The sequence below is a fragment of the Pseudomonas sp. Root401 genome (assembly GCF_001425105.1).
In the GTDB taxonomy this organism is placed as follows: domain Bacteria; phylum Pseudomonadota; class Gammaproteobacteria; order Pseudomonadales; family Pseudomonadaceae; genus Aquipseudomonas; species Aquipseudomonas brassicacearum.
Genome location: NZ_LMDO01000006.1, coordinates 65,682 through 79,267, shown reverse-complemented (window position 1 = coordinate 79,267; position 13,586 = coordinate 65,682). Strand labels below are relative to the sequence as shown.

The 13,586-nt window shown below is 61.4% G+C and carries 10 protein-coding genes and 2 pseudogenes; 5 read left to right on the top strand and 7 right to left on the bottom strand.

Annotated elements, in window-relative coordinates; translation table 11 throughout:
* Window positions 1–4: 4 nt before the first annotated feature.
* From ASC85_RS06625 to ASC85_RS06615, 3 genes are all read left to right on the top strand, one after another.
* The gene (locus tag ASC85_RS06625; RefSeq protein WP_057448718.1) at window positions 5–283 is read left to right on the top strand and encodes a hypothetical protein; all 279 of its coding nucleotides are present in this window, start codon (window positions 5–7) and stop codon (window positions 281–283) included.
* 164 nt (window positions 284–447) lie between these two features.
* Window positions 448–744, top strand: a complete 297-nt coding sequence (locus ASC85_RS06620) for a type II toxin-antitoxin system HigB family toxin (RefSeq protein ID WP_003197059.1) — start codon at window positions 448–450, stop codon at window positions 742–744.
* Entirely contained in the window at window positions 741–1,142 is a 402-nt protein-coding gene (locus ASC85_RS06615; protein ID WP_003197061.1) for a helix-turn-helix domain-containing protein, read from the top strand. The genes ASC85_RS06620 and ASC85_RS06615 overlap by 4 nt, the downstream gene beginning before the upstream one ends.
* Window positions 1,143–1,407: 265 nt before the next feature.
* On the opposite strand, the pseudogene ASC85_RS32065 reads toward ASC85_RS06615, so the two are convergent.
* The 6 genes and pseudogenes from ASC85_RS32065 to ASC85_RS33750 form a co-directional block, all read right to left on the bottom strand.
* Window positions 1,408–1,548: pseudogene (locus tag ASC85_RS32065) on the bottom strand (DUF6124 family protein); the annotation flags it as partial.
* 555 nt (window positions 1,549–2,103) lie between these two features.
* A complete protein-coding gene (gene selO, locus ASC85_RS06610; RefSeq protein ID WP_057448717.1) occupies window positions 2,104–3,567 on the bottom strand; it encodes a protein adenylyltransferase SelO in 1,464 nt (487 codons plus the stop codon).
* Window positions 3,568–3,603: 36 nt separating this feature from the next.
* On the bottom strand, window positions 3,604–6,966 hold the full coding sequence (gene mscK / locus ASC85_RS06605; RefSeq protein ID WP_057448716.1) for a mechanosensitive channel MscK: 3,363 nt from the start codon (window positions 6,964–6,966) through the stop codon (window positions 3,604–3,606).
* Window positions 6,967–7,000: 34 nt separating this feature from the next.
* A complete protein-coding gene (locus ASC85_RS06600) occupies window positions 7,001–8,743 on the bottom strand; it encodes a potassium/proton antiporter (protein WP_057448715.1) in 1,743 nt (580 codons plus the stop codon).
* Between the two features lie 241 nt (window positions 8,744–8,984).
* Window positions 8,985–9,689, bottom strand: a complete 705-nt coding sequence (locus ASC85_RS33755; RefSeq protein WP_371856175.1) for a methyl-accepting chemotaxis protein — start codon at window positions 9,687–9,689, stop codon at window positions 8,985–8,987.
* Between the two features lie 198 nt (window positions 9,690–9,887).
* Window positions 9,888–10,595, bottom strand: a pseudogene (locus tag ASC85_RS33750) (MCP four helix bundle domain-containing protein); the annotation flags it as partial.
* 273 nt (window positions 10,596–10,868) lie between these two features.
* Here ASC85_RS33750 and ASC85_RS06590 point away from each other — a divergent pair.
* A complete protein-coding gene (locus ASC85_RS06590) occupies window positions 10,869–11,099 on the top strand; it encodes a hypothetical protein (protein WP_057448713.1) in 231 nt (76 codons plus the stop codon).
* Window positions 11,096–11,398, top strand: a complete 303-nt coding sequence (locus tag ASC85_RS06585; protein WP_057448712.1) for a cell division protein ZapA — start codon at window positions 11,096–11,098, stop codon at window positions 11,396–11,398. Before ASC85_RS06590 ends, ASC85_RS06585 begins: the two co-directional genes overlap by 4 nt.
* Before the next feature lie 206 nt (window positions 11,399–11,604).
* On the opposite strand, the gene ASC85_RS06580 is transcribed toward ASC85_RS06585, so the two are convergent.
* Window positions 11,605–13,407, bottom strand: a complete 1,803-nt coding sequence (locus ASC85_RS06580) for an acyl-CoA dehydrogenase (RefSeq protein WP_057448711.1) — start codon at window positions 13,405–13,407, stop codon at window positions 11,605–11,607.
* Window positions 13,408–13,586 lie beyond the last annotated feature (179 nt).

Below are 13,586 nucleotides of genomic sequence, written 5' to 3'. Positions count from 1 at the left end.
TCCCATGAGCCATCCTCAAGACCCAGCCATTGCCCAAGCAGTGGACAACCCCAACGACGACGGCTTCGTGCTCGGCACCGCCGGTCGCGACGAAGACCCCAATGCCGCTGCGTCCTACGCCACCGACCGTCGCCACGACCGGGACGAACTGACCCCTGAAGACGCCCGCGGCATGCCCGGCTATCCCGAGGAAAAGCCAGCGGCCAAACCCAAGGAGAAGGGGGTTGAAGAGGCAGAGCCGGGCATCGAGACGCCTGAGCAGGGGAACGATAAGGTTGGGTGAGCAGGACTCATATCTGCTCACATTTCTTACCGAGACCTAAAGCTTTGGCGACTAGGCTGGAAACCAGCAAGAGCTAACCATTTGTCTAACTGGCGCTATCGCAATTTGCGATGCGCCAGATTTGTGTTTAACTTCCCCATAGCAAAATGCGATAAGGACGTTGCATGCATGTGATCACTGAGAAACGCATTTGGGAGGCCAAGGATAAATGGCCACATTCAGCGAATGCGTTGGATCAATGGTATCGGCTGATCAAGCGCAATAGTCCGGCTGATTTCGCGGCGATGAAATCCATATTTCCGGCAACCGATAAGGTCGGTCCGCTGCATGTGTTTGACATCGGTGGAAACAAGTTGCGGCTGATTGCGGTGATTCGATACCGAGCGCAGCGTCTGTATATCAAATGCGTGCTTGACCATCGGGAATACGACAGAGGCAAGTGGAAGGAGGAAAAGGGATGAGTGCACTGATCGAACAAGTCGCCGCCCATTGGGAGTTTGTGTCGCCCCTGCTGCGTAAGCCCAGGAGCGAAGAGGATTACGACCGGTTGGTTGCAGCGCTCGATGAATTGTTGGAGTTGGTTGGCGAAGAAGAAGCCCATCCGCTGATGAGCCTGGTGGACATCATCGGTGAATGGATCGAGGCCTGGGATCATCAACACCGGCCGATGCCCAAGGCCACTGGTGTTGAGGCGCTTCGTTATCTGATGCGCGAACACGGTTTGAGCCAGAGCGATTTGCCGGGCATAGGCGCCCAGTCGGTGGTATCGGAGATATTGAGCGGCAAGCGCCAGCTCAATTTAAGGCAGATCCGCTGGTTGGCGGAGCGCTTCGGCGTATCGGTTGAGACCTTTATTTGATGGCTTGGCGCGCTAACTGTGGCGAGGGAGTGGCCGCCGCGTCTTCGACGCTGCGCTGTCGCGCAGGGAACTAGAGCGACATCCACGAGGTATCTGTTTTTGATCGTTCCCACGCTCTGCGTGGGAATGCATCCCGTGACGCTCTGCGTCACACCCCAGAAGCGGAACGCGAAGCGTCCCTGGCGACATTCCCACGCAGGAGCGTGGGAACGATCAATATGTGTTTTCAGCCTTAAAAATCACATGGTTGCAATTTGTTCCATGAGAGTTGGCCTGGATCAGCCTCGGGTTTGCTGGGTTTTGGGTTGAGGTAGTAGTCGAGGACGCGGTCAGCCGTTTCGTCGAATTCTTTTGAGTTTGGGTGGCCTGGATCGGTATCTGGCGGGTTGGGGGTTGCTTTGAACATGGTGAATCTCCGTGATTGGTTGAGCCACCACGACCTATCGCTAAACAAGTAAAGGTGGCGGCTGTACGCAGGTTAGCGATCCGGGTCACAGAAACCCCGGGTAGACCAGAAGGTCTCCCACGCACAGCCACCATTAAGCGAGTTGCAGACGTAAAAGACTGCAATCGAGACTGGGCATTGTTGCGTCTGTGTTGAGTCGGATCGCTAAACCCGATCGCTGATTTTCAGCGACGGGGAAAACGATAAAGCCCGACCCCAAGGCGCACAAGCCGGCGGATTCTGGCGCAGTTGTAGGCAATGGCGCAAGGCGGCGTAGCCTGCTCCTGAATGGTCCTATATCGAAATAAACGCGATGGTTGCAGGGTTCTTGTTGCGAGAGAGCTTGCTCCCGCTCGGCTCTGTAGGAGCTGCCGAAGGCTGCGATCTTTTGATCTTTCGCTTGGGATTCAAGTGTCTGGGGAAAGATCGCAGCCTCGTTGCACTCGACAGCTCCTACAACGCAGCCCAGCGGGAGCAAGCTCCCTCGTCATAGGGTGATGTGTTTGGCGGGAAGGGTTACGACGAGCAACTGATCTCCAGGTGCTTGCCCCACTCCGGCGGACGTTGCGCGTAGCTGTCCATGCCCGGTTGTTCTTCGAAGGGGTTGCTCAGCACCGTGTGCAGGCGGCGGACTTCTTCGTAGTCGCCGGATTCGGCAGCGTCGATGGCTTTCTGCGCCAGGTAGTTGCGCAGCACATACAGCGGGTTCACCGCGTGCATGCGGGCGCGGCGCTGGTCTTGATCGACAGCGCCGTCGCGGTTGACACGGGCGATGTAAAACTCGCCCCAGGCATCGAAACCCTTGAGATCGACGAAGTCATCGCGCAGGCTGGCGACGGCTTGTTCGGGGGCTTGGTCGCCCAGCCGGCGGAAGAACAGGCTGTAGTCGACGCCGCTGTTCTGCATCAGTTGCAGCAGGCGCTCCAGCAGTTTCTGGTCATCCTCCTCGGCGCTGGTCAGGCCGAGGCGGCGGCGCATCAGGTCCAGGTAGTGGGCCTGGTACAACGGCAAGTACAGGCCAAGGGTCTCACGCAGGGCTTCGACGCTGATGAACGGCGTCAGGGCCTGAGCCAGGGCGCTGAGGTTCCACTGGCCAATGGGAACTTGGTTGCTGAACGAGTAGCGGCCCTGGTCATCGGAGTGGTTGCAGATGAAGTTGGCGTCGAAGTCGTCGAGGAAGGCGAACGGCCCGAAGTCGAAGGTGATGCCCAGGATCGACATGTTGTCGGTGTTCATCACGCCGTGGCAGAAACCGTAAGCCTGCCATTTGGCAATCAGCTCGGCGTTGCGCTCGACGATTTCGCGGAACATCGCCAGGTACGGTTCCGGCTGCTCACGGCACTCGGCAAAATGCAGGTTCAACACGTGCTCGGCGAGGGCCGCATGCAGCTCGGGTTTCTTGGTGTAGTAGAAATATTCGAAATGCCCGAAGCGTACGTGGCTGGGCGCCAGGCGCAGCACCATGGCGGCGCGCTCCTGCTTTTCGCGCCACACCGGGGTGTCGGAGCCGATCACGCACAAGGCGCGGGTGGTGGGGATGCCCAGGGCGTGCAGGGCTTCGGAGGCGAGGAATTCGCGAATCGAGGAGCGCAGCACCGCGCGCCCGTCGCCCATCCGTGAGAACGGCGTCTGGCCAGCTCCCTTGAGGTGCAGGTCCCAGTGCTCGCCGGCCTCGTTGTACACCTCGCCCAGCAGCAACCCGCGCCCGTCACCCAATTGCGGGTTGTAGTGACCGAACTGATGCCCCGAATACACCATCGCCCGGGGCTCGGTTTCGGCCCACAACTTGTGGCCGCCAAAGATCTCGGCAAACAGCGGTGTCTGGGCTTGCGCCGGGTCCAGGTCCAGCAGCGCCATGGCGGCCGGGCTGGCGACGACCAGTCGTGGGTTGTCGATGGGCTCGGGCAGCACGTGGGTCGATAAACCGTCGCCCAGGCGGGCGAAGCGGTTATCGAAGGTCAAGGTTTCCAGCGTTTTCATGGCCGTCTCCGGCGCGCCGCCCTCAGGCAGCGCGCATCAGTCGAGTGTGTCGTGCGGCGGCTCGGGCACCGGTTTGATACTGGCTACGGCCGAGGGTACGGGGCCGAGGGTTTTGTGCTCGGGCTCGGCGGGCACCAGTTTGTATTCCTGGCCTTGCAGGTTCTTCAGATAGATTTCCATCTGCCGGAAGGAGATGTTGATGTGCTCCTTCTTGAACTCACGGTTGATGAATCGGTTGATCTCGTCCAATACCGGGTTGCGGTCGCCGAGGTCGCGCACGTGCATGCGCAGTTCATGGTCCAGGGTACTTTCACCGAAGTTGAGGAAGTACACGATCGGTTCCGGTTCCTTCAGCACACGTGGGTTCTCGCGGGCGGCCTTGAGCAGCAGTTCACGCACCCGGTCCAGGTCCGAGCCGTAGTCCACGCCCAGTTTCAGGGTCACCCGGGTCACGGTGTCGGTCAGCGACCAGTTGATCAGTTGCCCGGTGATGAAGGTTTTGTTCGGGACAATGATGTCCTTGCGGTCGAAGTCGGTGATGGTGGTCGCCCGAATGCGGATCTTGCTGACCGTGCCCGACAGGTTGCCGATGGTGATGGTGTCGCCGATGCGCACCGGACGCTCGAACAGGATCATGATGCCGGAGATGAAGTTGGCGAAGATCTCCTGCATGCCGAAGCCCAGGCCCACCGACAGCGCGGCCACCAGCCATTGCAGTTTGTCCCAGCTCACGCCCAGGGTGGACAGGGTGGTGACGAAACCGACGCCGGCAATCACATAGGACAGCAGCGTGGTGGTGGCATAGGCACTGCCCTGGGCCAGGTTCAGCTTCGACAGTACGAACACTTCCAGCAGGCCCGGGAGGTTGCGTGCCAAAGCAAAGGTGATGCCGATGATGATCAGCGCCCCGAGCATGTCACCGATGCTGATGGGCACCATGCTCATGTTCGCGCCGGTGCCGCTGGTGTATTCGTAGAGGGTGATGTTGTCCAGGTACGAGAACACGCTGATCAGGTCCGACCAGACCCAGTACAACGCGGCGATGAAACCGCCCAGCAGCGCCAGGCGAATCAGGCGCAGGGACTGCTCGTTGACCTTCTCGATGTCCAGGGTCGGCTCCTCGACCACCGCTTCGCCGTCGCCGGCCTCCTTGGCGGCCTGGCGCTTGGCCAGGGCACGCTGGTAAGCCAGGCGCCGCGCCGCGACCGACAGGCCGCGCACGAAGGTGGCTTCGATCACCAGCCAGAACATCAGCAGGTACAGGGTGTTGATCAACCGGTCGCTGAGCTTCAGCGCGGTGTAGTAGTAGCCGAAGCACACCGCGACGAATAGCGCGATCGGCAGGGCGGTGAACAGCACCCCGACCGCCTTGCGGAACAGCGAGGTGTTCTTGTGTGTCGGGCTGCTCAGCAGCAGACGGCTGAGCAACCACGCCATCAACGCGTAGCAGGTCAGCACCACCGGCATGCCCAGCACGTCGTCGGCCAGGGCCGAGGGTTGCAGTTCGGCCACGGCCACCACGGCCACCAGCGCCAGCACCACCAGCCCGAGGCGGCGGATCCAGCCCTGGAGGAATTCGACCTGGGGTTTCTCCCAGCGGAAATGCAATTCGGCCACGCCGCCGGGGGCCAGCACTCGATAGGCCGTGTAGAACACCAGCCAGGCTTGGCCGATCTGCAGCAGCGCCGCGCCGAGGTTGGCGTTCTGGCCGCGAGCGTCGATCTGCAGGGCGTAGCCGCACAGGGCCAGCGCCAACGCCAACGGCATCGCCAGGAGGATATTGATCAGGATTGCCTGGGGCGTGTGCCATTGGCTGTCGCGCTTGAAGTGGCCAACGTCCTGGTGAACCTTGTTCAGTCGGGCATAGAGACTCTTGCGCCGCCACAGCAGTGCGCCGATCAGCAGTGCCAGGGGCAGGAACAGCAACGGCCGTTGGGTCAGGCCATCGGCCAGTTCACTGAGGCTCGAAGCCCAGGGCAGTGAGTCGACCTGTTTCTCCAGGCGCATCGGCACGCCGCGCATCCAGTCGAAATCCAGCGGTTTGTTGCTGGGGATCCAGAACATCTGTTCTTCAAGGGTCGCCCGCAGGTTTTGGGCGGTGCTGAGCAGTTGTTTCTGGTTGAGTTGCAGGGTGATGGATTCGTTGAGCACTGCGCTCAATTCGCGGTTCAGGCGCTCCAGCAGGTCGACGCGGGTCAGTGCCAGTTCCAGCAAGGTCTTGCGCAGTTGCGGTGTGGCTTGCTCCGACGGCTGGGAGGCCAGCAGGCTGTCGACATAGGCGCTGGGATTGTTCAGCAGCTCGCGCTGCTGGCTGACTTCGAACTGGTACAGGCGGATGTCGGCGATCTGGTCGGCCAGGTTCTGGTCCATCTTCAGGCGCGGCAGGGTCTGGCGTTGCTTGTAGAGGATCTTGGAGAGCAGCAGGCTGCCCTTGAGCACACTGATCTGCTCGTCCAGAGCGGCGTCGGTCTGGGTGACGCTGTCCAACAGTTGCTTGGTCTGCAGGTTCTGCTGGGTGACCTCATTGAGGCGGTCGGTGCTCTTGAGCAGGTAGTCGGAGAGCTTCAGGTTGGCCGCGCTTTCGGTCGCCAGCAGGCTGCTGCCACCGGCCTTCTGGGCTTCGATGGATTGCTGGGTCACCGTCTCCTGGGACTGGGCCAGGCGCTTCTGGTTGATCAGGTTTTGCAGGTCCTGGATTTCCTGCTCCATGCGGGCGATTTTTTCCATCAGCAAGTCGTGCTGACTGTTGCCCAGGTCCTGCAGTTGGCTGTTGCCGGCCAGCTCCTGGCGGCGCAGCGGAATCAGCGCATTGAGCGCCGCCAGCTCGGCGTTGAGCTGGTCGCGCTGCTCGGCGCTCAGGGTTTTGCCAGCGTCTCGGCCGGCCTTGAGGATGGCGTTGATCTGCTGGATGCGGGTCTGGCTGCTGGAAATTTCCGCTTGGGCACGCTCGGGGCGAGTCTGGGCGGTGATGATCAGACTGTTGGCATCGGCCAGGGCTTTTTGCAGGTCAGCCTGCTGGGTGGAGCGATCCGTGAGCATTTGCTCGAGCTGGGGAATCGGCAGGTTGGCGTAGCGTTGCGCCACTGGCGCCGCCGTGGTGCCCTTGAGCCGCGCCAACTCGCGTTGATTCTCGATGTTCTGCTTGGGCGCTGTCGCCAGTTGCTGCTTGAGCGCATGCAGTTTCTGTTCGTAGTCGGCCTTGTTGCTGAGCTGGGTCAGCGTGTTCTGCAAGACCGCCTGCAGGGCTTTCTGCTCGGCTTCCGGCAGTTTGCGGTCGGCGATCTTGTCCAGGCTGGACTGCACTGAAGCGCTGGCGGGAAGGTCAGCGGCTTGCAGTGTGCAGACGGAGAGACTCAGGCCCAGCAGGGCGATGGTGAAAAAGGAGCGCAGGGTAGGCATAAAGACCGGTCGAGCAAGTGAGAGTGGGAGCAGTTTAGAGGAACAAGCCGGGACCCGGGCGACTTCCTTCGGGGAATCTGACGCCCACTTTGGCGATCTTGTTCCCGTCCATGACCGCGACGGTCCACAGGGTGTTGTTCCAATCCACCTGGTCGCCGACTACCGGCGCGCCGCCGACTTTCTGGGCAATGAAGCGGCCCAGGGACATGTCGGGATCGATGCCGTCCAGTTTCAGTCCGTACAGCGCCGCAACCGCGGCCAGCTGGGCGTCTCCTTCGAGTACGAAGTCGCCGAAGAAACGCAGATCCAGGCCCCGTTGCGGCGCTTGGCTGAACAGTTTTCCCAGGGCCGGCAAGTCGTGTTCATGGCCGATAACACACAGTAAATCACCGACTTCCAGCACGGTACTACCCGACGGATGGAGCAATTGCTGGCCACGAAACAGGGCGGCGATGCGTGTGCCTTCGGGCATTTTCAAGTCCCGCAGGGGCGAGCCGATGCACCATTTTTCCGCGCCCAGGCGATAGATGAACAACTCCCACTCACTGGTGACGTGGACTTCCAGCGCCGCCCGGGAAATCGGCAGCGGCTCGGGCGGGACGGTCACGTGCAGCAACTTGGCGACCCACGGCAGGCTGGTGCCCTGCACCAGCAGCGAGACCAGCACGATAAAGAACGCCAGGTTGAAATAGAGCTGGGCGTGGGGCAGGCCGGCCATCAACGGGAACACCGCGAGGATGATCGGCACCGCGCCGCGCAGGCCGACCCAGGAGATAAAAGCCTTTTCGCGACCGTGGAACGCCTTGAACGGCAGCAGGCCCACCATGACCGACAGCGGGCGCGCAAACAGGATCATCCACAACGCCAGGCCCAGGGCGGGCAGGGCGATGGGCAGCAGGTCGTGGGGCGTGACCAGCAATCCCAGCACCAGGAACATGCCGATCTGTGCCAGCCAGGCCATGCCATCGAGCATATGCAGGATGCCGTGGCGACTGCGCACCGGGCGGTTGCCGATCACCAGGCCGCACAGATACACCGCGAGGAAGCCGCTGCCGTGCAGGGCGTTGGTCAAGGCGAATACCGCCAGGCCGCCGCTGATGACCAGGATCGGATAGAGGCCGTTGGCCAGGTTGATGCGATTGACCAGTTGCAGCATCAGCCAGCCGCCGCCCAGGCCGATCACCGCGCCGATGCCAAACTCGCGCACCAGATGCCCCAGCAGGCTCCAATGCAGGCCGGTTTCGCCGCTGGCGAGCATGCCGATCAGGGTAACGGTCAGAAACACCGCCATGGGGTCGTTGCTGCCGGACTCGATCTCGAGGGTGGCGCTGACCCGCTCGTTCAGGCCCTTGCCGCCCAGCAGCGAAAACACCGCCGCGGCATCGGTGGAACCGACGATGGCGCCGATCAGCAGGCCCTGGATCAGGTTCAGGTTGAACAGCCACGCCGCCGCCAGGCCAGTCAGCCCGGTGGTGATCAACACACCGACTGTGGCCAGCGACAACGCCGGCCACAGTGCGACGCGAAAGCTCGACACCCGTGTGCGCAAGCCACCGTCCAGCAGGATGACCGCCAATGCGAGGTTACCGACCAGATAAGCCGTGGCGTAGTTATCGAAAAGAATACCGGCGCCGTCGACACCGGCCACCATGCCCACGGCCAGGATGATCACCAGGATCGGGATGCCCAGGCGGGACGAAAGAGAACTCACCAGAATGCTCGCACCTACCAGCAACGCGCCGATCAAGAACAGGCTGTTGATGGTCGTCGCAGTCAAAGGCGTTACTCCGGGAAAACTGAGGGGCGGGCGCAGACTGACCATGCAGTCTGCGTGCCAGCGATTCTAACCTGTTGAAATGTGATGCTGTCAAAAAAGGTTGGGGATTGGGGTACAAGAGATCTGATCGTTCCCACGCTCTGCGTGGGAATGCCTCAACGGACGCTCCGCGTTCGGCTTTAGGGACGCGGAGCGTCCCCGGCTGCATTCCCACGCGGAGCGTGGGAACGATCATCAGGGGTTAAAGGCTGAACCGCCCAACCATGCTGTTGAGGTCCACGGCCAGGCGCGACAGTTCGGCACTGGCGGCGCTGGTCTGGTTGGCGCCTGTGGCCGATTGCACCGACAGGTCGCGGATGTTCACCAGGTTGCGGTCCACTTCACGGGCCACCTGGGCCTGTTCTTCGGCGGCGCTGGCGATCACCAGGTTGCGTTCGTTGATCTCGACGATGGCGGTGTTGATCGTGTCCAGGGACATGCCGGCACCGCGGGCGATGTTCAGCGTCGACTCCGCGCGTTCGGTGCTGTTGCGCATCGAATCCACGGCGTGCTCGGTACCGCTCTGGATGCTGCCGATCATGCGCTCGATCTCGCTGGTCGACTGTTGGGTGCGGTGGGCCAGGGCGCGGACTTCGTCGGCCACCACGGCAAAACCACGACCGGCCTCACCGGCACGGGCGGCTTCGATCGCGGCGTTCAGCGCCAGCAGGTTGGTCTGGTCGGCCAGGCCGCGAATAACGTCCAGCACCTTGCCGATGTCACGGGACTCATCGGCCAGGTTGCCGATCAAGGCGGCAGTGCTTTGCACATCGGCGCTCATGCGTTCGATGGCGCTGACGGTTTCCTGTACCAGGTCGCGACCATCGCCAGCGGACGTGGTGGCGTTTTTCGACGCTTCGGAGGTGCTCACCGCATTGCGCGCGACTTCTTCCACGGCGCTGGTCATTTCGTTGACCGCGGTGGCGGCCTGCTCGATTTCGTTGTTCTGCTGGGTCAGGCCACGGGCGCTTTCATCGGTGACACTGTTGAGCTCTTCGGCGGCGGAGGCCAGTTGTGTGGCCGAGCCGGAGATCCGCTGCAAGGTGTCGCGCAGTTTTTCCTGCATGGTCGACATTGCCCGCAGCAGACGACCGGCTTCGTCGCTGCCATCGACGACAATCGGGCGAGTCAGGTTGCCCTTGGCGATTTCTTCGGCCGCGTCCAGCGCGTTGGCAATCGGCTTGGTGATGCTGTTGGTCAGCAGCCAGGCGAACAACAGGGTCAGGCCGGTGGCGATGACCAGCAGTGTGACAACCCAATTGAAGGCCCTTGAATATTGCTGTGCCGCACCCTGATTGAAGGCATCGGCTTGTTGGTTATTGATCTCCAGCAGGCGGCCGAGTACCGCGTTGACGGCTTCGGAGTTGCTCAACAGTTCGGTGTTGAGCAGCGCCCGCAGATCTTCGATCTGATTGTTGCGCGACAGGGTTTTCATCCGCTCTTCAAGCTGACGGTATTGCCCCAGCAGTTGCACGTATTGATCGTAGGCGGCCCGTTCTTCCGGGGAGCTGATCAGCTTTTCATAGGCCGCCTGGGCCGCGCGGATCTGTTGGTTGCGCTGCTCGAACAGATCGTAGGTTTTCTGCTGGATGTCCGGTTCGCGGTTGGTCAGCAAGCGATAGGACAGCACCCGCAGGCGCAGGGTGAGCTGGGTGAACTCATCCAGGGCCTTGATGCTGGGCACGCTGTTGTCGGCGATGCTTTCGCCAGATGCGCGGATGGTGCTCATCTGGGTCAGGGCAAATACCCCAAGGGCGAGCATCAGGGCGCCGATCAGGGCAAACCCCAGGAATGCCCGAGGCGCGATGTTCATATTACGTAGGGACATGGGAAGTACCGGAAGTAGACGCGTCCGTGCGGGGCTGTGACTGCTGTTCCCTGACTTATCGGTCATACGACTAAAGTCTTGAGTGACATGCGTGCTTTTGTCACAGAGCAACGGCTGCGGTGCGACGAAGGGTCGGAACCAGATTCCCCATTCGCAGTCTCTAAAACTCGCCGCAAAGCCCTGCCACCCCGTAAAGCGTGGTATTGGCAGTGACTTTTCTTTATCGTACGCGCCCCTTGAAAAAGCCTGGAAATCAATATGTTGGAAACATCCCTCAGCCAGCTGGAGCAACTGGTCAATGACCTGGTGCAACAGAACCGTCACCTCACCGGCCTGAACGAAACCCTGGGCGCGGAGCTTGCCCAGGTCAAGGATGAAAACGAAAGCCTGCAACTGAGCCTGATGGAACAGGAAGAACTGCACGGCACCACCGCCGCCCGCATCCAGGCCCTGATCGAGCGCGCCAGCGCCGGGCCTGTCAGCGCATGAAGCACGGCGCCGATGGGGTGACAGTCATCTCGATCCTGGGAGAAGACTATTCAATCAAAGCGCCGGTGGGGCAGGAACAGGCCCTGCTGGACGCCGCTTCGATGCTCAAGGCCGCACTGGCCGACACGAAAAGGAAATACCCGACGCTGATCGGTGATCGCCTGTTGGTATTGGCGGCCATGAACCTGTGTTCGCAGCAGATGGAAATGCAGAAGCAACATCAAGCGGAACTCGACCGTTACCAAGAGCAAGTCAGCGCCACGGTCGATGTGATTGCCAAGACGATTCAGCAGGCCTGAAACCGCCAGTTAGGGTTGACTGTGGGAGCGAGCTTGCTCGCGAAGGCGGTATGTCAGTTGCAATTGATTTGCCTGATCCACCGCTTTCGCGAGCAAGCTCGCTCCCACAATGGATCGGTGGTGAACGCAGATGTCGCGTCCACGTGGCCCCCCTGTGGGAGCGAGCCTGCTCGCGATTGGATGTCAGGCGCACCACAAACGCTGGTTCAGAACCACTCATCCCGCATCCCCAGGCACGTATCATCCCGCGCCTCAAGAATCGCCAGTTCATGATGACAACCCGGCACTTCCCAGGTCAGGAAGTAGCGCGCCGCTTGCAGCTTGCCTTTATAGAAATCGCTGTCCGCGGCATTCCCCTTGGCCAGGCCTTCCTCGGCACGAATCGCTTGCTCCAGCCAGCGCCAGCCGATCACCATGTGCCCAAACACCTTCAGGTACAGCGCCGAATTGGCGAGGCTGCTGTTGACCTTGCCCTGGCCCAGGTCCGTCAGCAGGCCGAGGGTGACCGTTTGCAGGCGCGCCACCAGCGCTTCCAGCGGCTGGCGTAACGGCGTCAGTGAAGCGTGCGCCTGTGCCCGTTCAGTGGTGTCGGCCACCAGGCGGATCAATTGCTTGAGCCCGGCACCGCCGTTCTGCGCCAGTTTGCGCCCCAGCAGGTCCAGGGACTGGATGCCGTGGGTGCCTTCATGGATCGGGTTCAAGCGGTTGTCGCGGTAATACTGCTCCACCGGGTATTCGCGGGTGTAGCCGTGGCCCCCCAGAATCTGGATCGCCAACTCGTTGGCCTTCAGGCAAAACTCCGACGGCCAGGATTTGACGATCGGAGTCAGCAAATCCAGCAGCTCATGGGCGCGCCGGCGCTCGGCTTCGCTTTCCTGGGTGGTGGTGTCGTCGAACAAGCGCGCGGCGTACAGGCCCAGGTCAAACGAACCTTCAACGTAGGCCTTCTGGGTCAGCAGCATGCGGCGCACGTCGGCATGCTGGATGATTGCCACGGGGGCGGTGGTCGGATCCTTGCTGTCGGGCATCCGGCCCTGCGGACGTTCGCGGGCGTATTCCAGGGAATACAGGTAGCCGGCGTAACCCAGCATCACCGCGCCCATGCCGACGCCGATCCGCGCCTCGTTCATCATCTGGAACATGTAGCTCAGACCGTGGTGCGGTTTGCCTACGAGGTAACCGACACATTCGCCGTTATCGCCGAAGTTCAGCGCGGTGGAGGTGGTGCCACGCCAGCCCATCTTGTGGAACAGCCCGGCCAACAGCACGTCGTTGCGCTGGCCGAGGCTGCCGTCGTCGTTGACCAGGAACTTGGGCACGATAAACAGCGAAATGCCTTTCACGCCCGGCGGCGCGTCCGGCAGTTTCGCCAGGACCATGTGCACGATGTTTTCCGACAACGGATGATCGCCGCCGGAAATGAAGATCTTGTTGCCCTTGAGTCGATAGGTGCCGTCGGATGCAGGCTCCGCGCGCGTACGAATATCCGACAGCGAAGAGCCTGCATGGGGCTCGGTCAGGGCCATGGTGCCGAAGAAACGACCGTCGATCATTGGTTGCAGGAAGCGTTGCTTCTGCTCCTCGCTGCCGAAGCTCTCGATCAGGTTCGCCGCGCCCATGGTCAGGAACGGATACGAGGTCGAAGCGGCGTTGGCTGACTGGAAGTGCGCGAAGCAGGCCTGGGACAGCAACGTCGGCAGTTGCATGCCACCCGCCTCGAAGCTGCGTGCAGCGTTGAGAAAACCCGCCTCGAGGAAGGCATCCACCGCCGGTTTCACCTCGGGAATCAGAATCGCCTCGCCGTTCTCGTAGCGCGGTTCGTTTTCATCGTTCTTGCGGTTGTGCGGCGCGAAAAATTTCTCGGCGATGCTGCGGGCCGTACCGATGGCGGCGTCGAAGGTTTCGCGATTGTGCTCGGCAAACCGCTCGCGCTGGGTCAGGCCCTCGGCATCGAGGACTTCATACAGCTCGAAAGCCAGATTGCGGGAACTGAGCAACGTCTCGGACATGGCGGCTTACCTTTTCTTGGGATGGGCCGAGTCTAGGCGTGCTGATAAAGGCTGAACAGGATGATTGATGACAGTGATGCAGAGGTGCGGGCGACACTAATCCCAGTGTGGGAGCGAGCTTTGTGGGAGCAAGGCTTGCCCGCGATGAAAACACCGCGGTCTCTTGAGGACCGCAGCGC